Here is a 25,355-nt window from a genome sequence, read left to right on the forward strand (position 1 = left end):
CGATCATAGCCGCCTGAGCGCCACGCTCTCCACCGTGTGGTCGGCGCCCTTCTTCAGGATCAGCGTCGCGCGGGGACGCGTCGGCAGGATGTTGTCCTCGAGATTGGCGAGATTGGTGCGTTCCCAGATCGCGATCGCAGTGGCGGTGGCTTCCTCGTCGGACAGCAGCGCGTAGCGGTTGAAATAGGACTTTGGATTGGTGAAGGCGGTGTCGCGCAACGCCAGGAAGCGCTTGATGTACCATTGCCGCAGTGCCACCTCGTCGGCATCGATGTAGACCGAGAAATCGAAGAAGTCGGAGACCACGGGCACTGCCTTGCCGTCGCGCGGCAGCTTGCCGGTTTGCAGCACGTTGACGCCCTCGACGATCAGGATGTCGGGCTGGTCGATCTCGGCCCACTGGTTCGGCACGATGTCATAGGTCAGATGCGAATAGACCGGCGCGCGCACATGGCGGCGGCCGGCCTTGATGTCGGAGAGGAAGCTGAGCAGCAGCGGCAGATCGTAGCTCTCCGGAAAACCCTTCTTCTGCATCATGCCGTGCCGTTCGAGCACCGCGTTGGGATAGAGAAATCCGTCAGTTGTGATCAGTTCGACCTTCGGCCGCGGCGACCAGCGCGCCAGCAGCGCCTGAAGCACACGTGCCGTGGTGGATTTCCCGACCGCAACCGAGCCTGCGACGCCGATGATGTAGGGCACCTTGCGATCGCGGATGTTGAGGAACTGGCGCTCTGCGTAATACAGGCGCTGCATGGCGTCGACATAGATCGACAACAGGCGCGACAGCGGAAGATAGATGTCCTCGACTTCCTGGAGATCGAGGCGGTCGTGCAGCGAGCGCAGCCGGTCGAACTCGCCCGGCTCCAGAGTCATCGGTGTGTCGTCGCGAAGGCGCGCCCACTGCTCGCGCGTATAGACGCGATATGGATTATACTGCTGCTCGGGTGCGCGGATATCCATGACGCGACCTCTCCACTTCGGCTAGCTGCCGCTCTTGCGCGACGCCTTCTCTTCCAACCCTGACATATTCGTGCGCTTGTCCAGCGCGGCTTCGACCTCTTCCAGCTTTACGCCGCGAGCCTTCAGCAGCACAAGGAAATGATAGAGGAGATCGGCACTTTCGGCGATCAGATGCGCGCGATCGTTTTCGACTGCAGCGATTACGGTTTCGACTGCTTCTTCGCCGAACTTCTTGGCGCAATGCTCGGCGCCCTTGTCGAGGAGCTTGCGGGTATAGGACGCTTCGCCACCTGAAGCCGCGCGGGCGTCGATGGTCTCGGCCAGATCGTGGATCGTGAAACGCGGCATCGGACTTACTCGGAAACGCACAGGGCCACGGCGGCCATCCGCCAATCTAGCATTCTTATGAACCGAAGTCGTCAGGCATCCAGGCGCATCGGCAACCCGCGCCGCGCCATGTGCTCCTTGGCTTCACGGATGGTGAATTCCCCGAAATGGAAGATCGAGGCGGCCAGCACGGCCGTGGCGTGCCCGTCGCGGATGCCGTCGACGAGATGGTCGAGATTGCCGACGCCGCCCGAGGCGATCACGGGAACGGGAATGCTGTCGGCGATCGCACGGGTCAGCGGAATGTCGAACCCCTGCCTGGTGCCGTCGCGATCCATCGAGGTGAGCAGGATTTCGCCGGCACCGAGCGAGACCACTTCCTGGGCATATTCGATGGCATCGATGCCGGTCGAGTTGCGGCCGCCATGGGTGAAGATCTCCCAGCGGTCGCCGCCCGGGCGCTTGACCCGCTTGGCGTCGATCGCCACCACCACGCACTGCTCGCCGAATTTTTCGGCAGCTTCCTTGACGAACTCGCGCCGCGCCACTGCGGCGCTGTTGATCGAGACCTTGTCGGCGCCGGCGCGCAGCAGCGTCTTGATGTCGTTGACCTCGCGCACGCCGCCGCCGACGGTGACGGGCATGAAGCAGGCTTCCGCCGTGCGCCGGACGACGTCCAGCATGATGCCGCGGTTCTCATGGGTCGCGGTGATGTCGAGGAAGGTGAGCTCGTCGGCGCCGGCGGCGTCATAGGCGATCGCGGCTTCGACGGGATCGCCGGCATCGCGCAGATCGACGAAGTTGACGCCCTTGACGACGCGGCCATCCTTGACGTCGAGGCAGGGGATCACGCGCACCTTGAACATCCGATGTCTCCTAGGCGCGCGCGTTGCGGATCAAGGTGAGGGCGGCGGCGGGATCGAGCCGGCCGTCGTAAAGCGCGCGGCCGGCGATCGCACCGGCGAGCTTTTTTGCGCGTGGCGTCAGCATCGCCTTGACGTCCTCGATCGAGGCGAGGCCGCCGGAAGCAATCACGGGGATGGAGATGCTGTCCGCCAGCGCGATCGTCGCATCGAGGTTCAGCCCCTTGAGCAGGCCGTCGCGCGCGATGTCGGTAAATATGATGGCGGCAACGCCGGCATCCTCGAAACGCTGCGCGATCTCCAGCACCGTCACCTGCGACGTCTCGGCCCAGCCTTCGACCGCGACCTTGCCGTCGCGGGCGTCGAGTCCGACCGCGACGCGGCCGGGGAATTTCTTCGCGGCCGCCTTCACCAATTCAGGATCGCGCACCGCGGCGGTGCCGATGATGACGCGGGTGATCCCCTTGTCGAGCCAGGCTTCGACGGTCTTGAGATCGCGAATGCCGCCGCCGAGCTGCACCGGGATTTTGATGGTCTTCAGCATCGCCTCGACGGCTTGCGCATTGACCGGCTTGCCGGCAAAGGCACCGTCGAGGTCGACGACGTGGAGATACTCAAAGCCCTGCTCGGCAAAGCTCTGCGCCTGCGCTGCGGGATTGAGATTGAAAACGGTCGCGCGCGCCATGTCGCCTTGCTCGAGGCGCACGCACTGGCCGTTCTTCAGGTCGATCGCTGGAAAGAGAATCACGGCTTCCATCGCAAAAAGTTCGAGATCAGGGCCAGCCCGAAGCGCTGACTCTTCTCGGGGTGAAACTGCGTTCCGATTGCGGTGTCCTTCGCGACGATCGCGGTGACGGGCCCGCCGTAATCGGCGCGCGCAAGCACGTCCGCTTCATTTGCGGCGTTCAGGTGATAGGAGTGCACGAAATAAGCGTGCTGGCCCTTGGGGCCGAGCGGCAGCTTGTTCAGCACCGGATGCTCCCTGAGCACGTCGAGCGTATTCCAGCCCATGTGCGGGATCTTCAGGCTCTCGTCGCGCGGGGTGATCTTCTCGACGTCACCGCCGATCCAGTTCAGGCCTTCGGTGACAACATGTTCCTTGCCGCGGCTCGCCATCAGCTGCATGCCGACGCAGATGCCGAAAAAGGGCCGCGCCTTGACGCGCACCGCCTCGGTGATCGCCTCGACCATGCCGTTGACGGCATCAAGCCCGCGCCGACAGTCGGCGAAGGCGCCGACACCCGGCAGCACCAGCCGATCAGCCTCGTAAGCCTGGTCCGGATCGCTGGTGACGAAGACCTTTTGCGGGATCTCCAGACTGCGCGCGGCGCGCTCGAACGCCTTGGCGGCGGAATGCAGGTTGCCGGAACCGTAATCGATGATGGCGACGCTCATCTTGACCCTCCCGGTTCTGGAAACAAACCAATGATGCCGCCGGCCGGAATCGGCGGCGGGTTCGAAAATTGCTGGCCCGGCGCGTTGCGGGTCGGCGGCGGGCCGCCACGATCGATGGCCCATTGATCGTTGACGATGCCGTGCTGCTTCTGGCTCCAGCGCTCGAAGAAGCGGCGCTCGGCGGTGTCGCCATTGTCGGCAACGACCACGTCGAGCTGCCGCCACTTGCCGCGCGACAAGGTCCAGCGACGCAGGCTCGAGGCCTCGAAGCCCATCAGCAGCGCGATGATGAGATTAGCGAAGACGACCGAGCTGCGGCCGACACCGAGGCTGTTCAGCCCCGCGCTGAACGCGGCCGTGAAAAGCACCCAGCCAATCAGCGCCAGCCACAGCCGATTCCACAGCAGCCAGAACGGACCGAAGATCATCGCCCAGAAATGGAAGCCGTCGCGCACGAAGACGAACTTGTCGGTCGCGCGCAGATCGGCTCCGCCAGGGAAGGGAGCGTGGACTGTGTAGACAGGCATGTTGATGCCCCGTTCTCTGAATTCAATGATACCGCAAGCAGCGCGCCTTGCCGCGGGACGGAATGTCAGCCGCCGAGCGAGCCCTTGGTGGACGGGATTTCGCCCGCCGCCTTCGGATCGATCGCAACCGCCGCACGCAACGCCCGCGCCAGACCCTTGAAGCAGGACTCGGCGATATGATGGCTGTTATCGCCATATAGGGTCTCGACGTGGAGAGTCACGCCGGCGTTCATGGCGAAGGCCTGGAACCATTCGCGCACCAGCTCGGTGTCGAATTCACCGATCTTGTCGCGGGGGAAGTCGGCCTTGAAAACCAGGAACGGGCGGCCCGAAATGTCGATCACCACGCGCGACAGGGTCTCATCCATCGGCATGTGCACGCCGGCATAGCGGGTGATGCCCGCCATGTTGCCAAGCGCCTGCTTGACCGCCTGGCCCAGCGCGATGCCGGTGTCTTCGGTGGTATGGTGATGATCAATGTGCAGATCGCCCACCGCCTTGACCGTGAGGTCGATGCGGGAATGGCGGGCGAGGAGATCGAGCATATGGTCGAAAAAGCCGATGCCGGTCGCGATATTGGCCACGCCGGTGCCATCGAGGTTCACGGAGACCTCGATGTCGGTTTCCTTGGTCTTGCGCTTGATCGTCGCGGTGCGCATTGAGAGCTTTCGCTATGGTTTGCCGAAAACGGCGGTCTTTTAACAGCCAAATGACGCCTTCGCTACTGCGGGAACGCTCCGGCAGGCCAGCACTTCCGCCTATGGTGAGTGAAATCTAGGGCCGGAACGGCCCGTTGTGCCCAGGTTGTCCCCTTTGCCCCGACCGCCTAAATCAGGTCGGACAACGAGGATCATTCATGCAGGCTTCCCAGAACAGCTCGCCGGTCTGGCACGGCACCACGATCTTGACGGTCCGCAAGGGCGGCAAGGTGGTGGTCGGCGGCGACGGCCAGGTCTCGATCGGCCAGACCGTGATCAAGTCCAACGCCAAGAAGGTCCGCAAGCTGGGCAAGGGCGACGTGATCGGCGGCTTTGCCGGCGCCACCGCCGACGCCTTCACCCTCTTCGAGCGGCTGGAAGCCAAACTCGAGCAATATCCGGGGCAGCTGACCCGGGCGGCCGTGGAGCTCGCCAAGGACTGGCGCACCGACCGCTATTTGCGACGGCTGGAGGCCATGATGATCGTCGCCGACAAGGACGTCTCCCTCGTGCTGACAGGCACCGGCGACGTGCTCGAGCCCGAGGCCGGCGTGATGGCGATCGGCTCCGGCGGCAACTATGCCCTTGCGGCGGCACGGGCCCTGCTCGACACCGACAAGGACGCCGAGACCATCGTCCGTCGCTCCCTCGACATCGCCGCCGACATCTGCGTCTACACCAACCGGAATGTCACGATCGAAAGCCTGGCGACCGGGTAGGGCGGAGCTTCACTTGTCCGAACGAGCATCCGCACGGTCGGTGCAACCTCTCCCGCTTGCGGGGGAGGTCGGCGCGCAGCGCCGGGTGGGGGCTGTCTCCTCTGGGGGACTGTCCCATCGTGGAGACACCCTCTCCCCGACCCTCTCCCGCAAGCGGGAGAGGGCGTGCAGCACCGCCGTGGTCGCGAGATGATTACCACCTACACCTTCCGCCCGATGATCAAAGCTGACATGCCGCTGATCCGGCGGTGGCTGGACGCACCGCATGTCGCCGAATGGTGGCATGATCCAGAGACCCTCGAATTCGTCGGCGGTGATCTCGATCATCCTGACCTCGCGCAGTTCATCGTCAGCAAAGACGGGCGGCCCCTGGCCTATCTGCAGTGTTACCAGCTCGGCGAATGGCACCTCAGCTTCGGTCCGCAGCCGATAGGAACACGCGGCCTCGATCAGTTCATCGGCGAGGCCGACATGCTCGGACGCGGCCACGGCTCCGCTTTCATCCGCGCCTTCATCGACCAGCTCTTCGCGCGTGGCGTGCCGCGCATCGTGATCGATCCGAGTCCTGCCAATGCCCGCGCGATCCGTGCCTATGAGAAAGCCGGATTTGTGCCGCAGCATGTCATTGTCACGCCCGACGGTCCCGCACTCCTGATGATTCGAGAGCCATGACACTCGCCGCGACCCCCGCCGCCAAAACCCCGACTGCCAAGACCACATTTCCGCCGCTCGCCTGGGTCGGCATCGCGCTGCTGCTGCTGGCACTGCAGGCCTCGATCCTGCTCGCGATGGGGCGCGTGCCAATCTGCACCTGCGGCACCGTCAAGCTTTGGCATGGCGTGGTGAACAGCTCGGAAAACTCCCAGCAGATTGCCGACTGGTACACATTCTCGCACGTCCTGCACGGCTTCCTGTTCTACGGCCTGACCTGGCTGCTGTTCGCACGGCTGCCGTTCCTGCCTTTGTCCTGGCCGGCCCGGCTGATCGTCGCCATGCTGATCGAGGGTGCCTGGGAGATCGTCGAGAACTCACCTCTCATCATCGAGCGCTACCGCGCCGGCACGATCTCGCTGGACTATTACGGCGACAGCATCGTCAATTCGGTCTCGGACAATCTGGCCATGATCCTGGGGTTCCTCGTCGCGCGCGTACTGCCAGTCACAGCGACCGTCCTGCTTGGACTTGCCTTCGAGATCATGCTGGCGCTCCACATTCGCGACAATCTGACGCTCAACATCCTGATGCTGATCCATCCGATCGAGGCCGTGAAACAATGGCAATCCGGACCGCCCATCATCTGACCTAAAATGCGGCTTGTCCTTGGCCGCCTCCCGCCCTAGCTAAACAGACATGACAGACTTCTCTCCCCGCGAAATCGTTTCCGAACTCGACCGCTTCATCGTCGGCCAGGGCGACGCCAAGCGCGCCGTCTCGATCGCGCTGCGCAACCGTTGGCGGCGGCAGCAGCTCACCGGCTCCTTGCGCGAAGAGGTGCTGCCGAAGAACATTCTGATGATCGGTCCCACCGGCGTCGGCAAGACCGAGATCGCGCGGCGATTGGCAAGGCTCGCAAACGCGCCGTTCCTGAAGGTGGAAGCCACCAAGTTCACCGAGGTCGGCTATGTCGGCCGGGACGTCGAGCAGATCGTCCGCGACCTCGTCGAAGTCGCGATCGGCCAGGTGCGCGAGCGCAAGCGCAAGGACGTGCAGGCGCGGGCGCAACTCGCGGCCGAGGAGCGCGTGCTCGATGCCTTGGTCGGCGCCAATGCGAGCTCGGCGACGCGGGAATCGTTCCGCAAGAAGCTGCGCGCCGGCGAGCTCAACGACAAGGAGATCGAGGTCGAGACGCAGTCGTCCGGCGGCGGCATGCCGATGTTCGAGATCCCGGGCATGCCCGGCGCGCAGATGGGCGCGATCTCGCTCGGCGACATTTTCGGCAAGTTGGGGGGCCGCAGCAAGACACGGCGGCTGACGGTGGAGAGCTCGCACGAGATCCTCGTCAACGAGGAATCCGACAAGCTGCTGGACACCGAGCAGCTGACGCTGGAGGCGATCAGTGCGGTCGAGAACAACGGCATCGTGTTCCTCGACGAGATCGACAAGATCTGTGCGCGTGACGGCCGCGTGGGCGGCGACGTCTCGCGCGAGGGCGTGCAGCGCGATCTGCTGCCGCTGATCGAGGGCACCACCGTCTCGACCAAGCACGGCGCGGTCAAGACCGATCACATCCTGTTCATTGCCTCCGGCGCCTTCCACGTCGCCAAGCCGTCCGACTTGCTGCCGGAATTGCAGGGTCGCCTGCCGATCCGCGTCGAGTTGCAGGCGCTGACCCGCGACGACATGCGCCGCATCCTGACCGAGCCTGAGGCTTCGCTGATCAAGCAATATGTCGCCTTGATGCAAACCGAGGGCGTGACGCTCGACATCACCGACGGCGCCATCGACGCGCTGGCCGACGTCGCGGTCGCCGTCAATTCCACCGTCGAGAACATCGGCGCCCGGCGGCTCCAGACCGTGATGGAGCGGGTGCTGGACGAGATCTCCTTCACCGCCCCCGACCGCAGCGGCGAGACCGTCCGGGTCGATGCCGATTTCGTGCAGAAGCACGTCGGGGATCTCGCCAAGAACGCGGATCTGAGCCGGTTCATTTTGTAATTCTGCTTCAGTCCGCTATCTATCCGCCGTCTGATCGGAATCGGCCTCGCCTATCTCGTGATGTTCGGGATGGTGTTCGATTATTCGCGCTCGATCTCGAACTGGGCGGTCTGCATGATCCTGATCCTGCTGCATGCGCACGCGTCGGAAACATCCGGCCGTTCTGACGCGACTTGGCCTAACCATGGAGTCGGTGCGCTCCCTCTACCGCAAGCAAGCGGGAGAGCAGTGGAGCCGCTAACCTCTCGCCCGCCTGATACGCACATACAGCGCACCCTCGCCGCCGTGGCCGATATGGGCGGTCTCGAAGCCGACGACGAAGGCGCGGAATTCCGGCAGGCTCAGCCATTCCGGCACCTGGCGGCGGAGCACGCCGCTCTCGCCGCCGCTGCGTCCCTTGCCGGTGATGACGAGCACGAAGGTCAGGCCGTCGTGATGGGCGCGGTGCAGGAAGCCGGCCAACGCGCGATGGGCGCGCGTCTGGGTCATGCCATGCAGATCGAGCCGCGCCTCGATCTCGCTGCGGCCGCGCGAAAGTTTTGTGCGCTCGCGCTTGCCAAGCGGCGCCAGGGGCGGGACGGACGGCTTGGTCACGCGCGGTGACGGCGCGGCGGCGACGGGCCGCGGCGACGACGCGGGTCGCACGGACGGACCTGCGGGTGATGGCTCAGCGTGCGGGGTGGACGGCGCCTTTGCCGCGCGCCGCTTCCTGAGCGGTTTGACCTGCTTCGAGACGAGATCCCACAGCTCGCGCTCTTCTTCGCTCAGCGCACGGCGGCGCGGCGAGGGGCGAGGCTCCAGCACGGGCGGACGGGACGATCGCGTCATTGTTGCCGATGAGGACGATTCTTCACCGGCCGCCGCGGCTCCGAAGCGGGCTCGATCGCGGGACGCGGCACCGGCAGCGGAACGGGACCGGCGATGGCAAAGGTTTCGTTCTTGCCTTGCGCCGCGGCGGCCGCGGGCGTGCCCGTCCTTGCCGGATCGGTTTGCGGATACAGCTTTGCGATCTTCTCCGAGGGCCTGGGGTCCGGGATCGGCAGCTTCGCGGCGCGCGGGGCGGGATCGAGGCTTTTCGGCACCAGCATCACGAAACGCATGGGATGGCGCAGCCGCCCGGAGACACGGCCGGCCTCCTGGCCAGCACCGAAAAAGAGATCGGCGCGCGCGGGGCCGATGATGGCCGAACCGGTGTCCTGCGCGATCATCAGCCGGTTGAACGGCGTCTTGGCACGTTCGGACTCGATCGGCAGCTCGCCCTCGATGAAGAACGGCGTACCGTAGACATGCAGCGCCTTGTCCACCGCGATCGAGCGGCCGGCCGTCAGCGGAATGCCCTGCGCGCCCACCGCCTCCTCCTTGTCGGAGAGGTTGACCTCGCGGAAGAAGATGTAGGCACGGTTGGCGCGGCGCAGCTCCTTGGCGCCCTCGGGGTTCTGCGCCATCCACTCCCTGATCTTCTGCATCGACATCTCCTCTTTCGGGATGATGCCGCGCTCGATCAGGATGCGACCGACGGCGGTATAGGGATAGCCGTTATAGGCGTCGTAATTGAGCCGAACCGAGCTGCCGTCCTCGAACTTGATCCGCGCCGAGCCCTGGATCTGGGCGAACAGAAGATCGGTCGGGTCCTTGAGCCAGGCAATCTCGAGCCCGCGGCCGGCGATCTTGCCGTCCTCGATCTCGCCGCGGTCGTAATAGGGCACCAGCTTGCGACGTCCGATCTTGCGATAGACCGGGCCCTTGTTGGGCAGGCTGAGCGAATCCTGCTTGTAGCCGCGCACGAACAGGTTCGAGGGACGGCGATAGACCGGCACGTTGTAGACATCGGTCTGGGTGCGCGATCCCTCCAGCACCGGCTCGTAATAGCCGGTGACAAAGCCGTCGGGCTCGCCGAGGCGTGAGATGCGCAGCGGCGCAAAATTCTCTTCGAAGAAGGTCTTCGCCTTGGCGTCGTCGGTGAGATCGAGCGTTTTGGCGGCCCGGCAGGGCTCGCTCAGCGAGGTGCCCAAGGCTTTGGGATCGAAGGCCTTGGGATCGGCCGCGCCGTTCTGCGCATTGATCGGCCGGCAGCTGGCGCGGAACGTCCTGTAGGCGGCAAGATGATTGTCCTCGTCCCAGCCCTTCACGTCCGCCCAGGCCAACGGCATATATTGCGCGCCGGGAATTTCGAACGGCAGGGAGAGCTGCGGATAGGGCAAGGCCCGCGGTGGAGCGGCAGGCTTTTGCGGAAGATGATGGTGATGACTGCGATGGTGGCGCCGTGCCGCCTCGGCGCCGAGCGAAAACGATGACAGCGCGACGGCACCCGCGCAGAGCGCCGCCGCGCTGGTCTTCAGAAAGACCTTAATTCGCGCTTCCGGTGCCAACCAGCTTCCAGTTCGGATCGCGAGAGGTGATGTCGCGGGCGAAAGTCCAGATATCGGTGATGTCGGCGACGGTGTCGGCGCTGCCGTCGACGATGTTGCCGGCCTTGTCGCGGGTGGCCGAGATCATCTGCGAAACGAAGCGCACGGTGAGCTGGGCGCTACGGTCGCGCAACTCGGCGCCGACGAGCTCGGCCTTGTCGATCGAGACGAAACGCGTCTCGGTCTTCTGTTCGTTCTTCTCGCGTTCCTTGATCGCGGCGTCGAAGCTTTCATAGACGTCCGACGACAACAGGTCGCGCAGCGCGCGGCGGTCGCCATTGGCGAAAGCCAGCACGATCATCTCGTAGGCGCCGCGGGCGCCCGAAATGAAGTGGCGCGGGTCGAAGGTGGAATCCTTCTCGAGGATGGCATCGAGGCCCTGCGCCAGCGCAGTGCCCGGCTCGGCCAGCCCCTTCCAGCGGTCGGTCGGCGGGACCGGCTCGGCCGTGGGCGCCAGCGGGGCCTGGTCGATCACCTTGCCCGGCATGGTCACGACGTTGTTGTCCTGGGTACCGCCAAGCGCATTGCGGGCGGCGGTTCGATCGAACGGCGGCCGCTCGTTGCCGGTGCGCTGCCCCAGCACGCTGCGCAGCCGCAGAAAGATGAAGACCGCGAGCGCCAGGAAGATGATGGTATAGATGTCCACGTCGAATTCGCTTTCTGGTCTTTGCTCTGGGTCTTCGCTTTGGGGTCGTTGCCGGGAAAATCAATCCGGCCAGTAGACCGTTCCCTACGGAAACGGCAAGTTCTACATCGCCATTTGGGTCCACGTCTGGTCCGGGGGATGTAGGCACGAAATCTTGCCGGGCCAATGGCGCCTTTTGGCACAGCAGTGAGTGTAGCGCGTTTTATGCTTGAGGGGAAACCCGATCGTGCCCGGAAATCGCGCATCTTCAAGCGTTTAAGGCCCGATTTCGCGTAAAAGGCATGATGAACGTCTAAGGAGCGGGGCGCGGCCCGGATTCCCGTTCCGGGACCGTTCGTCCTTGTGGAACGAGGCGGCCCTATGTTAGCCAACCGCCGCGAAATTCAGCCCCAATCGGGTAAGGAGAGACTTTCATGACCAACGGTAACGGCACCCCTCCCGAGGCGGCCCAGGCTCCCCAGCTCAACGTGCTGGCGCAATATACCAAGGACCTCTCGTTCGAAAATCCCAACGCGCCGAGCTCGCTCCAGCAGCAGAACCAGCCGCCGCAGATCAACATCCAGATCAATGTCAGCGCCAACAACCTCAGCGAACAGGAGTTCGAGGTGACGCTGACGGTCGAGGGCAAGGCTGAGGCCGCCAGCAAGGTGATGTTCTCGTTCGAGCTCGCCTATGCCGGCGTGTTCCGGATCGCCAACGTGCCGAAGGAGAACCTCCATCCGCTGGTCATGATCGAGTGCCCGCGCCTGCTCTTCCCGTTCGCCCGGGAGATCATCGCGACTGCCGTGCGTGACGGCGGGTTCCCCCGCCAGAACATGGAGCGGCAAATGGCCGCTCAAGGCCAAGCCGGTCAGGCCTGACCGGCCGCCACGGCGGCAGCTGGAGCGGGCAGGTACTCGTTCCAGATCGCCTTGTCGCCGAGCGTTGCGATGAAGGCCCGGTGGGCTTCGCGCTCGGAATCCGAAATCCGCGGCGCGAGCGGCACCGGGCGCTGTCGCCGCGGCGCATCGCCGCCGGCACTGACGCGGATCTCCTCGGATTCCGACGCCAGCAGCAGCTGCGACTGCCTGGCCCCAACCAGATCGACATAGACCTCAGCCAGCAGCTCGGCGTCCAGCAGCGCGCCGTGCTTGGTGCGGTGTGAATTGTCGATCGCGTAGCGGGAGCAGAGATCGTCGAGCCGGTTGGACACGCCGGGATGCTTGCGCCGGGCCAGCAGCAGGGTATCGACCAGCCGCTCGCGCGGGATCGCCGCGCGCTTGATCCGGTCGAGCTCGGCATTGATGAAGCTGATGTCGAACGAGGCGTTGTGGATCACCAGCGGCGCGTCGCCGATGAACTCCAGAAACTCGTCGACGACTTCGTGGAACAGCGGCTTCGTCGCCAGAAATTCGCTCGACAGGCCGTGCACCGCAAAGGCTTCCGCCGGCATGTCCCGTTCCGGATTGATGTAGACGTGAAAGCTCTGCCCCGTCGGCATCCGGTTGAGAATCTCGACGCAGCCGATTTCCACCAAGCGGTCGCCGCGAAGCGGATCAAGGCCGGTCGTTTCGGTGTCGAGGACGATTTCGCGCATGTCTTGAGAGCCGTGTGAGACGGCGAATCAGGCTCGCCGCTGCGGCATCTTAACGACCTCGGCCAGGATGTGCGCGATTTGCGTCCGCACCGGTTCAAGTCCGTGCGACGTATCCACTACGAAATCGGCGCGCTTGCGCTTCTCGACATCGGGCATCTGCTTGGCGATGATGGCGTCGAGTTTTGCCTCGTCCATCGTGCCCCGCGCCAGCACCCGCTCGCGCTGCAGTTCGGGGGAGGTCGAGACCACGACCACGGCGTCTACCCGCTTCTCGCCGCCGGTCTCGAACAGCAGCGGAATGTCGAGCACCACGACCGGCGCGTTGGCGGCCTCGGCGTCGGCAAAGAACTTCTGCCGGGAGGTGCCGAGCATCGGATGGACGATCTGCTCGAGCTGCTTGATCGCGGCGGGATCGTGCACCACGCGGGCCGACAGTTTTTGCCGATCGACCTTGCCGTTCGCGGTCGTGCCGGGAAAAGCAGTCTCGATCGCGGGAGCCGCTTCGCCTTCATAGAGTTGATGAACCGCGGCATCGGCGTCGTAGACGGGAACGCCGGCCTCCGCGAACAGTTTCGCGGTGGTGGATTTGCCCATCCCGATCGAGCCAGTCAGTCCAAGGATCCGCATCGAGCCATCGCCATGTCTGTCGTTCACACCGCAACTAGCCGCTCGCGGCGCAGGAACGCAAGGAGCGGCAGCAGCGGCAGGCCGAGAATGGTGAAATGATCGCCCTCGATGCGCTCGAACAAATGGATGCCGAGGCCCTCGAGCTGATAGGCGCCGACGCTGGTCGTCACTGCGTCGCCGGCGGCACCGAGATAGGCCGACAGCTCGGCCTCGGTCATCTGCCGCATGGTCATGCGCGCCACCGAGACGTCCTCAAAGACAATCTTTCCGTCATGCGCGACTGCCACCGCCGAATTCAGCTCGTGGCAGTTGCCGGCGAGCTCGCGCAGCTGTGCCATCGCCTGGGGACGACCGGCGGGCTTGTTGAAGAGACGGTCGCCCAAAGCCAGCGTCTGGTCCGCGCCGATCACGTGGCTCCCAGGATGGAGGACCGAGACGGCCCTGGCCTTCTCGCGCGCCAGCAGCAGCGCGATCTCGCGCGGATTCGAAAGCCTTGACGCAGCCTGGATGCCGCGTTCGTCGATATCGGCCGTGATTGCCTTGAATTCGAGCCCGGCATTGGCCAGCAGCATCTTCCGCGCACTGCTCTGCGAGGCCAGGATTAACGGAGATGAGCCGAGCCACAAACCCATCGCTGGATCATTCCGAAGGCCGGTTGCGCTGGCGATCGCTGTAGAGCTTCATGATCGCCGCCGCGGTCTCCTCGATCGAACGCCGCGTGACGTCCAGCAGCGGCCAATCATGCTTGGCGCTCAGCTTGCGTGCAAACGCGACCTCTTCGGTCACCGACTGCTTGTCGACATAGGTATCGCTGCCGGAATCTGCGCCCATGGAAAGCAGGCGATTCTGCCGAATCTGGATCAGGCGTTCCGGCGTCGCGTGCAGGCTCACCACCAGCGGCCGCGTCAAAGTCTCCAATTGCGAGGGCACCGGAATGCCCGGAACCAGCGGCACGTTGGCAGTACGTATGCCGCGATTGGCGAGATAGATCGATGTCGGCGTCTTCGACGTCCGGGACACGCCGACCAGGACCACGTCGGCCTCGTCGAGGCCTTCGACATGTTGGCCGTCGTCGTGGATCATCGTGTAGTTCAGCGCATCGATGCGCTTGAAATATTCGGCATTGAGCACGTGCTGGGCGCCGACACGGCCCGTGGTCGCAGCGCCGAGATAGGCTTCGAACAGCTGCATCACCGGGCCGATGATCGACAGGCTGGGAACATTGATCTGCTTGCACTTGTCCTCGAGCCTGGCGACCAGATCTTTCTCGAGCAGCGTGAACAGCACGATTCCCGGCGCCTCCTCGATCTCGTCGAGCACACGGTCGAGCTGCTTCTGGCTGCGCACCAGCGGATAGACGTGCTCGACCGGCGTCACGTTGGCGTATTGGGCCGCGACCGCGCGCGCCACCGTGATGAGCGTCTCACCGGTGGAGTCGGAGACCAGGTGCAGATGGAAATAATTGTTCGAGGTCGGCACAGAAACTCTTTGTATGAGGGCGGGGCGGTTTGTGGATTTCTGTGGAGCTTAACCCCTTGGAAAGGGATGTGCGACACCAGGGGCGGGACAACGGCCGATTTTCTTCACACCGCTGCCCGTGCGAACAAGTTCGGCGCCCGGCGATGAGGAAAACGGGATTGCGCGGATAACCGTATTGATAAGCTGCCGATGGAAGAGCGCAAGCCCTTGAGTCCGGACGGCTTATCCGAACGGTCCGAACCCGCGCTGGATATGTTGATGGATGTGAACAATCGGGCGTGAAGTGGCGGACGGAATTGTGTGAGTCCAATCCACGGTCACATAGACTCAAACCTTAAGATTCTAAAATTTTTAGGTTTAGAAGAGCCGAGCACGCGGATATGTGTGTGCACCCAAATTGATGAATGAATTCTTACCGGACTCGTTCCATCCACTGTTTGGTGAAGGGGCGCTTTCGAGCGACGTCTCGGTTCAGGTCGAGGCGGCGCGCAAAGCAAGTCATGGGAGGCTGCCGGCATGTACGAGTGGATCAAGGCGCTGCATGTGATCGCGGTCATCGCCTGGATGGCCGGCATGCTCTATCTGCCGCGGCTGTTCGTCTATCATTGCGAGGCGGAGATCGGTTCGAAGCAATCGGAAACCTTCAAGATCATGGAGCGCCGATTGCTCAAGGCGATCATCAATCCGGCCATGATCGTGACCTGGGTGGCTGGCCTCTATCTCGCCTGGTCCGGCCATTGGTTTGCGTCCGGCTGGTTGCACGTAAAACTGGCATTGGTCCTGGCAATGTCCGCAGTCCATGGCTTTTTCTCGCGCTGGTGCAAGGATTTCGCCGCCGACAGGCGACCGCGGACCCAGAAATTCTATCGAATAATCAATGAGGTGCCTACGGTTCTGATGATCGTCATCGTCGTCATGGTGATCGTGAAGCCGTTCTAGGCAGGGCGCGCGACGATTAGCTCAGCGCTTCTGCTTGCGGAGCAGGAAGCGATTTTCTATATTGTCGACATCCCACCCAACGCAGGCGGATGTGGTCGTGTCCGAGCCTTCCAGAGGCCGGACACCGCATCAGGTTTGAAGCCTCAACCGGCGCTCACCTTGCCAGACCTGCGGACCTTACCTTCTCACGTCCGCATTTCAGAGCCTCCTCGCACCCCCCTCTTTTCAGGTTACCCCACAGGACCACCCCAATGCGGGAAATTAAACTCCAGGATCTCAAGTCGAAGACCCCGGCTGAGCTCGTCTCGTTCGCGGAAGAGAACGGGGTCGAGAACGCCAGCACCATGCGCAAGCAGGAGCTGCTGTTCGCCATCCTCAAGCAGCTCTCGCTCGCCGAGACCGACATCGTCGGCGAGGGCGTCGTCGAGGTGCTTTCGGACGGTTTCGGCTTCCTCCGCTCGCCCGATGCGAATTATCTGCCGGGCCCGGACGATATCTACGTTTCGCCCTCGCAGATCCGCCGTTTCGGCCTGCGCACCGGCGACACGATCGAAGGCCATATCCGCAGCCCGAAGGAGGGCGAGCGCTATTTCGCGCTGCTGAAGGTCAACACGCTCAATTTCGAGGATCCGGAAAAGGCCAAGCACAAGGTCAATTTCGACAACCTCACGCCGCTGTTCCCGAATCAGCGCTTCCGCATGGAGATCGACGACCCGACGCGGAAAGACCTGTCGGCACGCGTGATCGACATCGTCGCGCCGATCGGCAAGGGCCAGCGCGCGCTGATCGTCGCGCCGCCGCGCACCGGCAAGACCGTGCTGATGCAGAACATCGCGCATTCGATCACGCACAATCATCCCGAATGCTATCTGATCGTGCTGCTGATCGATGAGCGTCCGGAAGAAGTCACGGACATGCAGCGCTCGGTGAAGGGCGAGGTCGTGTCCTCGACCTTCGACGAGCCGGCGGTGCGTCACGTCCAGGTCGCCGAGATGGTGATCGAGAAGGCCAAGCGCCTCGTCGAGCACGGCCGCGACGTCGTGATCCTGCTCGATTCGATCACGCGCCTCGGTCGTGCCTACAACACCGTGGTGCCTTCCTCCGGCAAGGTCCTGACCGGCGGTGTCGATGCCAACGCGCTGCAGCGTCCGAAGCGCTTCTTCGGCGCGGCCCGCAACATCGAGGAGGGCGGCTCGCTGACCATCATCGCGACCGCGCTGGTCGATACCGGCAGCCGCATGGACGAGGTCATCTTCGAAGAGTTCAAGGGCACCGGTAACTCGGAGCTGATCCTCGACCGCAAGGTCTCGGACAAGCGTACCTTCCCGGCGATCGATATCTCGCGGTCCGGCACCCGCAAGGAGGAGCTCATCACCGATCCGCAGGTGCTCAAGAAGATGTACGTGCTCCGCCGCATCCTCAACCCGATGGGCACGATGGACGCGATCGACTTCCTGCTCGACAAGCTGCGCTCGACCAAGAGCAATTCGGAGTTCTTCGAGTCGATGAACACCTGAGTGCAGTGCAGCAGAAGATTGAAGAGCGCCTCAGGGCGCTCTTTTCTTTTGTGCAGCTTTGTTGCGGCACCGGTGCAGCATGGCGCGAGCCCCGTCACCACATCTGCTCTCTCATAAGATATTGAGAAAGCGATGTAATTCTGGGCTCCTGCGAAGTCAGCCCGGCTGAATGGCCGGATTCCGCAGCAAAAGATATCATCTATTGCATTGCAGCATAGACTATTGCTGCGTCCTTGAGTGCAGCATTGTCGCCGCCTCACCCCGCAGGAAACGGATATTTGCCTTTTCCCTGCCGGACGGACAAATAGGCCATGCACCCCCGAGAGCAGACCATCTTTGCGCTGTCGTCCGGCCGTCCGCCAAGCGCGCTCGCCGTGGTGCGCGTGTCAGGCCCGCAAGCCAGCCTGACGCTAACGGCGCTGGCGGGGAAGCTGCCGACACCAAGGCGGGCGAGCCGCCGGCTGCTCCGCGACCGGGCAGGCCAGCCCATCGACGACGCGGTCGTGCTCTGGTTTCCAGGGCCGGGTAGTGCGACCGGCGAGGACGTCGCCGAGTTCCACGTCCATGGTGGACGCGCAGTGCTGACGGCGCTCTTCTCCGCAATTTCTAAAATTCCGAATATGCGGGCGGCCGAGCCCGGCGAGTTCACGCGGCGTGCCTTCGAGAACGGGAAGCTCGACCTCACCGAGGCGGAGGGCCTCGACGACCTCATTCACGCCGACACTGACCGCCAGCGTCGCCAGGCGCTGCGCCAGCTGCAGGGCCTGCTCGGCAACCGCGCCCGCGACTGGCGCGAGCGCATCATTGAGGCTTCGGCCCTGATCGAGGCTGGCATCGATTTTTCCGATGAGGGCGATGTGCCTGCCGAGCTGCTGGCGCCGGCAGTTAAGGCGATCGGAGCCCTCCACGACGAAATCGAAAAAGTGCTTGCGGCACAGGGACAAGCTGAACGCTTGCGCGACGGACTGGTGGTTGCCATCGCGGGCGAGCCGAACGTCGGCAAGTCGACTTTGATCAACCAGCTCGCGCGCCGAGACGTTGCGATCGTCTCGCCTTATGCCGGCACCACGCGCGACGTGATCGAGGTGCAGCTCGATCTCGACGGCTATCCCGTGACTGTCATCGACACCGCCGGCATTCGCGAGACCGATGATCCCGTGGAGCGGGAGGGCGTGCGCCGGGCCCGTGCGCGAGCCGGGGACGCCGACCTGGTCCTGTGGTTGGTGGAGGGCGGGCAAGAGATCGACCCGGAGGCCATACGTTCGCTTCGGAGATCCGGCGGCGGTTTCGCCTCGTCGGAGGATTCGGTCTGGATCGTCCGCAACAAGATCGATCTCGTCGGGGCCGGGGGCGTCGCGCCGCTAGGCGAGTTCGCGATCTCCGCGAGCCGGGGCGACGGCATCGCCGAACTGGTCGAGGCGCTCGTAACGTTCGCCGGTAGCTTTTTCGGAACGACGGAGGGCGCATTGGTGACCCGTGCACGGCAGCGCGATTTGCTGCGCCAGGCCGCCGACAGCTTGCGCCGGAGTCTGGAGCTTATAGAAGAGGGCGAAGAACTGGCGGCCGAAGAACTGCGAGCGGCTGCCTTTGCCCTGGGCCGGCTGTTGGGGCGAGTAGACGTCGAGGACGTCCTCGGGGCGATCTTTCAGAAGTTTTGCGTCGGAAAGTAGCGCTAGTTCTTCATGATAGAATTAGAGCTTGTTCCATTCCTTTGAGTTTCACGTGAAACAGGAACCAATGGGTTCCCGTCGTTTCACGTGAAACATAGCAGGCACTGGCTCGGTTCCATTCTGAGCTTCCCGTCGTGATCTTGTGCGACGAGGAACGGCGCTTAGGGCCTTTCTGTCACTCAATCTCGTCGTTGCGCGGAGCCCTTGCGACGAAGCAATCCCGTCGGTCTTCGTTCCGAGAAGTCCTGGATCGGTCGGCCGCTACGACTGCGTGGGGCGATGTTGCTCTTCGTCGATCGCCCAGGATTATCGGGCGACCTTCTCAAAACGTTCGCTTCGGCCTCCTCGATATTTGTTTCACGTGAAACAGCCAATGCCTTCAACGCTCTTTCTACTGTGCATGGGGTTGTTTTCGCAAAAATGCATTCTGTCCGGGCCCCCGCCTCTGTTTCACGTGAAACACGACCTCGACCTGAGTTTCCACTTCCGGCTTTTTCCGCCCTGGGATAGAAGTCCGCTCATGCGAACAGAGCGAGCAAGCTTCGACGTCATCGTGATTGGCGGCGGCCACGCCGGCTGTGAAGCCGCGGCTGTGGCCGCGCGAATGGGTGCAGCGACCGCTCTGGTGACGCATCGTTTCTCGACCATCGGCGCCATGTCCTGCAATCCCGCCATCGGGGGGCTCGGAAAAGGTCATCTGGTCCGCGAAGTCGATGCTCTCGATGGTCTGATGGGCCGCGTCGGCGACGCTGGCGGCATCCAGTTTCGCGTCCTCAATCGCCGCAAAGGCCCCGCAGTTCGCGGTCCTCGCGCCCAAGCGGATCGGAAGCTCTATGCGGCAGCGATGCAGACCGCGATCCGGGAGACTGAAGGTCTGACCGTTATCGAAGGCGAAGCTGACGAACTGGTCGTGGCTGATGGCCGGGTCATCGGGCTCCGCATGGCGGACGGCCGGGAGCTTCGGGCAGGGGCGGTTGTCGTCACGACCGGCACCTTCCTGCGCGGTCTGATCCACCTCGGTGAGAAGAATTGGCCGGCCGGACGTGTCGGCGAAGCTCCTGCGCTAGGTCTTTCCGGCTCCTTCGAGCGTGCCGGCTTCACCCTCGGGCGCCTCAAGACCGGCACGCCCCCCCGACTGGACGGCACCACGATCGACTGGTCCGCAGTCGAGATGCAGCCCGGAGACGAGCCGCCGGAACCGTTCTCGGTGATGACGGAGCGGATCACGAATCCGCAGATCCAGTGCGGGATCACCCGGACCACGGCCGCCACCCATGAGGTGATTAGGGCCAATGTCCATCGCTCGCCGATGTACTCCGGCCAGATCAAGAGCTCGGGACCGCGCTATTGTCCCTCGATCGAGGACAAGATCGTCCGTTTCGGCGACCGTGACGGCCACCAGATCTTCCTGGAGCCGGAAGGACTCGACGACAGCACGGTCTATCCCAACGGCATCTCGACCTCGCTGCCGGAGGAGGTTCAGCTTGCGATCCTCGCCAGTATCCCAGGCCTGGAGCGGGTGAAGATGGTACGGCCGGGCTACGCGATCGAATACGACCACATCGATCCCCGCGAGCTCGATCCGACCCTGCAGACCAAGCGCCTGCGCGGCCTATTCCTGGCCGGGCAGATTAACGGCACCACCGGATACGAAGAGGCGGCCGGGCAGGGCATCGTGGCCGGGCTGAACGCCGCCCTGGCCGCCAGCGGTGCCGCGCTGACGGTGTTCGATCGGGCGGATGGCTATCTCGGTGTGATGATTGACGACCTCGTCACCCGCGGGATCAGCGAGCCCTATCGGATGTTCACCTCCCGGGCCGAGTACCGGCTGACCCTGCGGGCCGACAATGCCGACCAGCGTCTGACCGAGAAGGGCATCGCGCTTGGATGCGTCGGCAGCGCCCGAGCACAATATCATCGCGCCAAGATGGATGCCCTGAACGCGGCTCGAACGCTGTCGAAGTCGCTAACCATCACCCCGAACGAGGCGATCAAGCACGGCCTGTCCCTGAACCGGGACGGCCAGCGCCGGTCGGCCTTCGAATTGATGGCCTATCCGGAGATCGGCTGGAGCCAGGTTCGTGCGATCTGGCCTGAGCTGGCTACGATCGACCCGGTGATCGCCACCCACCTGGAGATCGACGCCAAGTACGATGTCTATCTGGAGCGTCAGAGCGCCGACGTCGAAGCGTTCAGGCGCGACGAGGGGATGGTGCTGTCTGAAGTCGACTACCAGTTCGTCCCGGGTCTTTCCAACGAGGTCCGGGCCAAGCTGGAGAAGGCGCGGCCGTTCACCGTCGGCCAGGCCGGCCGGATCGACGGCATGACGCCGGCGGCGCTTGGTATCCTCGCCGCTTATCTCCGACGCGAAGCACGGAAGACTTCCAAAGCAATTGCATAGGCGTTTCACGTGAAACAGCGCGGATCGGGCGGGGACAGACCGCTATCGCGACGACCCGGAGCAGGTGAGGGTACTGATCGGCGAGCCGAGCTGGCGCCGGCTAGAATCGACAAAGCCAGGGCCAACGATCAGTCGCTGGACGCGATCATCGCAGCCGACAAAATCGCGGCGCTCAAGCTCGCTCCCGTTTCACGTGAAACCGAGGCCCGGCTCGATCGCTACATCGCCCTGCTGCGCGAGTGGCAGGCCAAGACCAATCTGGTCGCGCCTTCGACCTTGCCGCACCTGTGGACGCGGCACATCGCCGACTCGCTGCAACTGGTCGATCTCGCACCGACCGCAAAACACTGGGCCGACCTCGGCAGCGGCGGAGGCTTCCCTGGTGTCGTCCTGGCCTGCGCCATGGCGGGGACGCCGGGCGCGAGCGTCCACCTGGTCGAGCGAATCGCCAAGAAGGCGGCGTTTCTGCGCGAAGCGATTCGCGTCACCACATCTCCGGGAGTCGTACATCTCGCTGAGATCGGGGATAATGTGGATAGAATCACCGGCCCCGTCGATTGCGTCACCGCGCGTGCGCTGGCTCCGCTACATCAACTCATCGGCTTCGCGGAGCCGCTGATGCGCCAGGGCGCAAAGGCGCTATTTCCGAAGGGTCAAGATGTAGAGGCTGAATTGACCGAAGCCGCTAAATATTGGAATATTCAGCCGCAGCTCCACCCTAGCCGTACAGGCGACGGCTGGATCGTGGAGCTGAATGCCGCCGAACGGCGCGGGTGAGGCGTTCAGGGGTGAGTGGGGAATTGCGATGAGCGTGATTGACGAACCGCAGCAAGAACAGGCTGCCCAAGAACAGACCGCCGAGGTCCCGCATGGACACCCGCGCATTCTCGCGCTCGCGAATCAGAAGGGCGGCGTGGGAAAAACAACCACAGCGATCAATCTCGGTACGGCGCTCGCGGCGATCGGTGAGCGCGTGCTCATCGTCGATCTCGATCCGCAGGGCAATGCCTCGACCGGGCTCGGCATCGATCGCCGCAACCGCTCCTGCTCGACCTACGACGTGCTGATCGGCGAAGCCCCCTTGCGCGAGGCGGTGGTCTCGACCGCGGTGCCCCGGCTGCACATCGCGCCCTCGACCATGGACCTCTCCGGCCTCGAGCTCGAGCTCGGCACCACCCCCGGCCGGGCCTTCAAGCTGCGTGACGCCATCGGCGCGCTCAACAACAACGTCTCGCCGGACGCCGACTACACCTATGTGCTGATCGACTGCCCGCCCTCGCTCAACCTGCTCACGGTGAACGCGATGGCGGCGTCCGACGCGATCCTGGTGCCGCTGCAATGCGAGTTCTTCGCGCTCGAAGGTCTGTCGCAATTGCTCCAGACCGTGGAGCAGGTGCGCTCGACGCTCAATCCGAACCTGTCGATCCACGGCATCGTGCTGACGATGTTCGACTCGCGCAACAACCTCTCGAACCAGGTCGTCGCTGATGTGCGCCAGTTCATGGGCGAGAAGGTCTACAAGACCATGATCCCGCGCAACGTGCGCATCTCGGAAGCGCCGTCCTACGGCAAACCGGTGCTGGTCTACGATCTCAAATGCGTCGGCAGCGAAGCTTACCTGCGGCTCGCCACCGAAGTGATCCAGCGCGAGCGCGAGCTGCGCACGACGCATTAGCGGTGCTGTAATCCCGTAGGGCGGGTTAGCGCAGCGTAACCCGCCGATCTCTCGCCGCGAACAAACCTGTGGCGGATTACGCTTCGCTAATCCGCCCTACGATTCGAAATTCAGTTCTGGAGTGCTGCACCGTGAATCCAAGGGAGCTGGCGATGGCCGACGAAGCGCGTTCGCGACTGGGCCGAGGTCTTGCGAGTCTGATCGGTGACGTTGGCGGCGAGGCTCAGCACGTCGATCGTCCGCGCGCCCAGCGCAAGGTGCCCATCGAATTCATCAAGCCCAACCCGCGCAATCCGCGCCGCACCTTCTCGGAGACCGAGCTCAAGGAGCTCTCCGACTCCATCAGGCAGCACGGCGTGATCCAGCCGATCGTGGTGCGTCCGGTCAAGGGCGCGCAGGACCGTTACGAGATCATCGCGGGCGAGCGGCGCTGGCGCGCCTCGCAGCTCGCTGGCCTGCATGACGTGCCGATCGTTCCGGTCGACATCAGCGACAGCGATGCGCTGGAGTTCGCGATCGTCGAGAACGTGCAGCGCGAAGATCTCAACCCGATGGAAGAGGCGCAGGGCTATCACGCGCTCGCCAACGAATTCAAACGCAGCCAGGAGGATATCGCCAAAGTCGTCGGCAAGAGCCGCAGCCATGTCGCCAACATGATGCGGTTGACGAAACTGCCGGCTGAGGTGCAGGCCTTCATCGCGACCGGCGAATTGACCGCCGGCCACGCCCGCGCGTTGATCGGCGTCCCCGATCCGCTCGCCGCCGCCAAGCGCATCGTCGAGGAGGGGCTCAACGTCCGCCAGGCCGAGGCGCTGGCGCACGAGGAAGGCGTGCCCGAGCGCAAGCCGCAGAAGGCGCGCAGCACCGGGGGTAAGGAAAAGGACCCTGATACGATCGACCTCGAAAAGCGTGTCAGCGACGCGCTCGGTCTCAAGGTTACCGTCAATCATCGTGATCCCGGTGGCTCCGTGCAGATCAACTACCGCAACCTCGATCAGCTCGACGAGGTGATGAAGCGTCTCGCGAAGGGCGCGCTGTAGGCCCGTCCACTCTCCACGTCATTGCGAGCGAAGCGAAGCAATCCAGGGTCTTTCCGCAGAGAGACTCTGGATTGCTTCGTCGCTTGCGCTTCTCGCAATGACGTGGAGAGAGCGGAGGCTCAGCCTCGCCGCTTGGCGTTCGCGGCGATTGACATCAGTGCGCGCTGAGCGATGGCCGCGGCGAGGGTGGACTGCTTGCGGGTGTCGAGCGCCGCGGTTGCGAGCTGCTCGATGATGGCGGCGAGCCGCGCCGGGCTGAAATTGCGCAGCGCGGTTTCGACCGCAGGCTTCCGCGAAAAATGCAGGCGCGGAAAGCCGCCGTCGAGCACGGTGGAGGCTGGCGTGCCGTCGGCGATCGCGAGCGCGGATTTGTGCAGCCACGCGGCCTGGCGCTGCGCCGCGGAGATGATCACGCCGGGATAGGTGCCGGCGATCATGGCCTTGGCGAATTCGCTCTCGACGATGTCGGGCCGCCCGGCAAAGGCGCCGTCGACGATCGGGTCGAGTTTCAGCTCTGACGCGTCGGCGACCACGGCCATCACGTCCTCCAGCGTGATCTCGCCCTTGCCATGGGCGTAGAGCGTCAGCTTGCGAAGCTCGTTGCGCGAGGCCTGGCGGTCACCGCCGAGGAACGACATCAGCGCCGCGCGCGCGTCCTGCGCGATGCGCAAATTCGCAATGCGGAGCTCCTCCTCCATCAGCCTGGCAAGATCGCGCTCGGTGTCGGGATAGCAGCCGATCGCCACGGCCGTCTTGGCGCGCTCGCAAGTCTTGCGCAGCGGCGATTCCGGGCGAAGCTCACCGGCCTCGATCACGATGCGGCAATCCTTCACGTCCATCCCGGCCAGCGTCTCGATGCCGCTGGCAAAGCTGCGCGAGCCCGCGCGAACGCGGATGGCGCGGCGGCCGCCGAACAGCGGCACCGTCATGGCTTCGTCGACGAGGCGCGAGGGCTCGGCGGAGAGCTCGTCGCCGTCGAGCTTGACCAGCGAGAACGGATCGTTGGGATCGTCGACGCTGGAAGCGATCAGCGCATCGGCGCGCTCGCGCACGAGGCCGGCATCGGGACCGTAGAGCAGGATGATCGGACGGCCCGCATCGGGCCGGGCGAGAAAGGCGTCGATCTCTTTTCCACGCAGTGCGACCATCGGACCCAACTGTCATTCCAGGGCTCGCAACGCGAGAACCCGGAATCCAGAGATTGTTGATCGAGATTCTCAGATGCGCAATTGC

The 25,355-nt window shown here is 64.0% G+C and carries 27 protein-coding genes; 12 read left to right on the forward strand and 15 right to left on the reverse strand.

Annotated elements, in window-relative coordinates; genetic code table 11:
• Nucleotides 1–3: 3 nt before the first annotated feature.
• The 7 genes from coaA to hisB all read right to left on the reverse strand — a co-directional run bounded on the left by coaA (nucleotide 4) and on the right by hisB (nucleotide 4,731).
• Complete coding sequence (gene coaA, locus AX729_RS13200; RefSeq protein WP_061023637.1) at nucleotides 4–960, reverse strand: type I pantothenate kinase; 957 nt, start codon at nucleotides 958–960, stop codon at nucleotides 4–6.
• Between the two features lie 21 nt (nucleotides 961–981).
• Nucleotides 982–1,308 (reverse strand): phosphoribosyl-ATP diphosphatase, encoded by a 327-nt coding sequence (locus AX729_RS13205; RefSeq protein WP_061023638.1) that lies wholly within the window; start codon nucleotides 1,306–1,308, stop codon nucleotides 982–984.
• Between the two features lie 71 nt (nucleotides 1,309–1,379).
• Nucleotides 1,380–2,153: an imidazole glycerol phosphate synthase subunit HisF gene (gene hisF / locus AX729_RS13210; protein WP_061023640.1), complete on the reverse strand. Its 774-nt coding sequence runs from the start codon at nucleotides 2,151–2,153 to the stop codon at nucleotides 1,380–1,382.
• 10 nt (nucleotides 2,154–2,163) lie between these two features.
• Complete coding sequence (hisA, locus tag AX729_RS13215; protein WP_197433587.1) at nucleotides 2,164–2,907, reverse strand: 1-(5-phosphoribosyl)-5-[(5-phosphoribosylamino)methylideneamino]imidazole-4-carboxamide isomerase; 744 nt, start codon at nucleotides 2,905–2,907, stop codon at nucleotides 2,164–2,166.
• On the reverse strand, nucleotides 2,895–3,545 hold the full coding sequence (gene hisH / locus AX729_RS13220; RefSeq protein ID WP_061023642.1) for an imidazole glycerol phosphate synthase subunit HisH: 651 nt from the start codon (nucleotides 3,543–3,545) through the stop codon (nucleotides 2,895–2,897). Before hisH ends, hisA begins: the two co-directional genes overlap by 13 nt.
• Nucleotides 3,542–4,072 carry a DUF2628 domain-containing protein gene (locus AX729_RS13225; protein ID WP_061023644.1) on the reverse strand — a complete coding sequence of 177 codons (531 nt, stop codon included), beginning with the start codon at nucleotides 4,070–4,072 and terminating at the stop codon, nucleotides 3,542–3,544. Before AX729_RS13225 ends, hisH begins: the two co-directional genes overlap by 4 nt.
• A 65-nt stretch (nucleotides 4,073–4,137) precedes the next feature.
• Nucleotides 4,138–4,731: an imidazoleglycerol-phosphate dehydratase HisB gene (gene hisB / locus AX729_RS13230; protein ID WP_061023646.1), complete on the reverse strand. Its 594-nt coding sequence runs from the start codon at nucleotides 4,729–4,731 to the stop codon at nucleotides 4,138–4,140.
• Nucleotides 4,732–4,928: 197 nt separating this feature from the next.
• On the opposite strand from hisB, the gene hslV reads away from it, so the two are divergent.
• The 4 genes from hslV to hslU all read left to right on the forward strand — a co-directional run bounded on the left by hslV (nucleotide 4,929) and on the right by hslU (nucleotide 8,144).
• Nucleotides 4,929–5,489, forward strand: a complete 561-nt coding sequence (gene hslV / locus AX729_RS13235) for an ATP-dependent protease subunit HslV (protein ID WP_061023647.1) — start codon at nucleotides 4,929–4,931, stop codon at nucleotides 5,487–5,489.
• A 189-nt stretch (nucleotides 5,490–5,678) separates the two neighbouring features.
• Nucleotides 5,679–6,161 carry a GNAT family N-acetyltransferase gene (locus AX729_RS13240; RefSeq protein ID WP_061023649.1) on the forward strand — a complete coding sequence of 161 codons (483 nt, stop codon included), beginning with the start codon at nucleotides 5,679–5,681 and terminating at the stop codon, nucleotides 6,159–6,161.
• Nucleotides 6,158–6,790: a DUF2585 domain-containing protein gene (locus tag AX729_RS13245; protein ID WP_061023653.1), complete on the forward strand. Its 633-nt coding sequence runs from the start codon at nucleotides 6,158–6,160 to the stop codon at nucleotides 6,788–6,790. The genes AX729_RS13240 and AX729_RS13245 overlap by 4 nt, the downstream gene beginning before the upstream one ends.
• Nucleotides 6,791–6,839: 49 nt before the next feature.
• Nucleotides 6,840–8,144, forward strand: a complete 1,305-nt coding sequence (gene hslU, locus AX729_RS13250; RefSeq protein ID WP_061023655.1) for an ATP-dependent protease ATPase subunit HslU — start codon at nucleotides 6,840–6,842, stop codon at nucleotides 8,142–8,144.
• Between the two features lie 237 nt (nucleotides 8,145–8,381).
• Here the strand turns inward: hslU and AX729_RS13255 are convergent, their stop codons facing one another.
• Genes AX729_RS13255 through AX729_RS13265 form a run of 3 tightly spaced genes read right to left on the reverse strand, consistent with a single transcriptional unit; the run spans nucleotide 8,382 to nucleotide 11,198 of the window.
• Nucleotides 8,382–8,972, reverse strand: coding sequence for a Smr/MutS family protein (locus AX729_RS13255; protein WP_061023657.1), 591 nt, complete (start codon nucleotides 8,970–8,972; stop codon nucleotides 8,382–8,384).
• Nucleotides 8,969–10,513 (reverse strand): murein transglycosylase A, encoded by a 1,545-nt coding sequence (gene mltA / locus AX729_RS13260; protein WP_061023660.1) that lies wholly within the window; start codon nucleotides 10,511–10,513, stop codon nucleotides 8,969–8,971. The genes AX729_RS13255 and mltA overlap by 4 nt, the downstream gene beginning before the upstream one ends.
• Complete coding sequence (locus tag AX729_RS13265) at nucleotides 10,491–11,198, reverse strand: Tim44/TimA family putative adaptor protein (protein ID WP_061023662.1); 708 nt, start codon at nucleotides 11,196–11,198, stop codon at nucleotides 10,491–10,493. Before AX729_RS13265 ends, mltA begins: the two co-directional genes overlap by 23 nt.
• 413 nt (nucleotides 11,199–11,611) lie before the next feature.
• Between AX729_RS13265 and secB the strand changes: the two genes are divergently transcribed.
• On the forward strand, nucleotides 11,612–12,058 hold the full coding sequence (gene secB, locus AX729_RS13270) for a protein-export chaperone SecB (RefSeq protein ID WP_061023664.1): 447 nt from the start codon (nucleotides 11,612–11,614) through the stop codon (nucleotides 12,056–12,058).
• Here secB and dnaQ read toward each other — a convergent pair.
• From dnaQ to AX729_RS13290, 4 genes are read right to left on the reverse strand one after another with little or no spacing between them, the layout of a single operon-like run.
• Nucleotides 12,049–12,774, reverse strand: a complete 726-nt coding sequence (gene dnaQ, locus AX729_RS13275) for a DNA polymerase III subunit epsilon (protein WP_061023666.1) — start codon at nucleotides 12,772–12,774, stop codon at nucleotides 12,049–12,051. The genes secB and dnaQ overlap by 10 nt on opposite strands.
• A gap of 27 nt (nucleotides 12,775–12,801) precedes the next feature.
• On the reverse strand, nucleotides 12,802–13,401 hold the full coding sequence (gene coaE / locus AX729_RS13280; RefSeq protein WP_061023838.1) for a dephospho-CoA kinase: 600 nt from the start codon (nucleotides 13,399–13,401) through the stop codon (nucleotides 12,802–12,804).
• 23 nt (nucleotides 13,402–13,424) lie between these two features.
• Nucleotides 13,425–14,033, reverse strand: a complete 609-nt coding sequence (locus AX729_RS13285) for a Maf family nucleotide pyrophosphatase (RefSeq protein ID WP_061023668.1) — start codon at nucleotides 14,031–14,033, stop codon at nucleotides 13,425–13,427.
• Between the two features lie 7 nt (nucleotides 14,034–14,040).
• The gene (locus tag AX729_RS13290) at nucleotides 14,041–14,880 is read right to left on the reverse strand and encodes a pyruvate, water dikinase regulatory protein (protein WP_061023669.1); all 840 of its coding nucleotides are present in this window, start codon (nucleotides 14,878–14,880) and stop codon (nucleotides 14,041–14,043) included.
• 516 nt (nucleotides 14,881–15,396) lie between these two features.
• On the opposite strand from AX729_RS13290, the gene hemJ reads away from it, so the two are divergent.
• From hemJ to AX729_RS13325, 7 genes are all read left to right on the forward strand, one after another.
• Nucleotides 15,397–15,819 carry a protoporphyrinogen oxidase HemJ gene (hemJ, locus tag AX729_RS13295; RefSeq protein ID WP_061023671.1) on the forward strand — a complete coding sequence of 141 codons (423 nt, stop codon included), beginning with the start codon at nucleotides 15,397–15,399 and terminating at the stop codon, nucleotides 15,817–15,819.
• A gap of 251 nt (nucleotides 15,820–16,070) precedes the next feature.
• Nucleotides 16,071–17,336 carry a transcription termination factor Rho gene (gene rho / locus AX729_RS13300; protein WP_061023673.1) on the forward strand — a complete coding sequence of 422 codons (1,266 nt, stop codon included), beginning with the start codon at nucleotides 16,071–16,073 and terminating at the stop codon, nucleotides 17,334–17,336.
• A gap of 311 nt (nucleotides 17,337–17,647) precedes the next feature.
• Nucleotides 17,648–19,006, forward strand: coding sequence for a tRNA uridine-5-carboxymethylaminomethyl(34) synthesis GTPase MnmE (gene mnmE, locus AX729_RS13305; protein WP_061023674.1), 1,359 nt, complete (start codon nucleotides 17,648–17,650; stop codon nucleotides 19,004–19,006).
• A 520-nt stretch (nucleotides 19,007–19,526) separates the two neighbouring features.
• Nucleotides 19,527–21,407 (forward strand): tRNA uridine-5-carboxymethylaminomethyl(34) synthesis enzyme MnmG, encoded by a 1,881-nt coding sequence (gene mnmG / locus AX729_RS13310; RefSeq protein ID WP_061023675.1) that lies wholly within the window; start codon nucleotides 19,527–19,529, stop codon nucleotides 21,405–21,407.
• Nucleotides 21,408–21,542: 135 nt separating this feature from the next.
• Nucleotides 21,543–22,184: a 16S rRNA (guanine(527)-N(7))-methyltransferase RsmG gene (gene rsmG / locus AX729_RS13315; RefSeq protein ID WP_197433593.1), complete on the forward strand. Its 642-nt coding sequence runs from the start codon at nucleotides 21,543–21,545 to the stop codon at nucleotides 22,182–22,184.
• 28 nt (nucleotides 22,185–22,212) lie between these two features.
• The gene (locus AX729_RS13320) at nucleotides 22,213–23,082 is read left to right on the forward strand and encodes a ParA family protein (RefSeq protein ID WP_061023679.1); all 870 of its coding nucleotides are present in this window, start codon (nucleotides 22,213–22,215) and stop codon (nucleotides 23,080–23,082) included.
• A 152-nt stretch (nucleotides 23,083–23,234) separates the two neighbouring features.
• On the forward strand, nucleotides 23,235–24,122 hold the full coding sequence (locus AX729_RS13325; RefSeq protein WP_061023681.1) for a ParB/RepB/Spo0J family partition protein: 888 nt from the start codon (nucleotides 23,235–23,237) through the stop codon (nucleotides 24,120–24,122).
• A gap of 119 nt (nucleotides 24,123–24,241) precedes the next feature.
• Here AX729_RS13325 and holA read toward each other — a convergent pair whose 3' ends face one another.
• Nucleotides 24,242–25,270 carry a DNA polymerase III subunit delta gene (holA, locus tag AX729_RS13330; protein WP_061023682.1) on the reverse strand — a complete coding sequence of 343 codons (1,029 nt, stop codon included), beginning with the start codon at nucleotides 25,268–25,270 and terminating at the stop codon, nucleotides 24,242–24,244.
• Between the last annotated feature and the right edge of the window lie 85 nt (nucleotides 25,271–25,355).

It is taken from the genome of Bradyrhizobium sp. CCH5-F6 (genome assembly GCF_001556045.1).
Classification (GTDB): Bacteria; Pseudomonadota; Alphaproteobacteria; order Rhizobiales; family Xanthobacteraceae; genus Bradyrhizobium.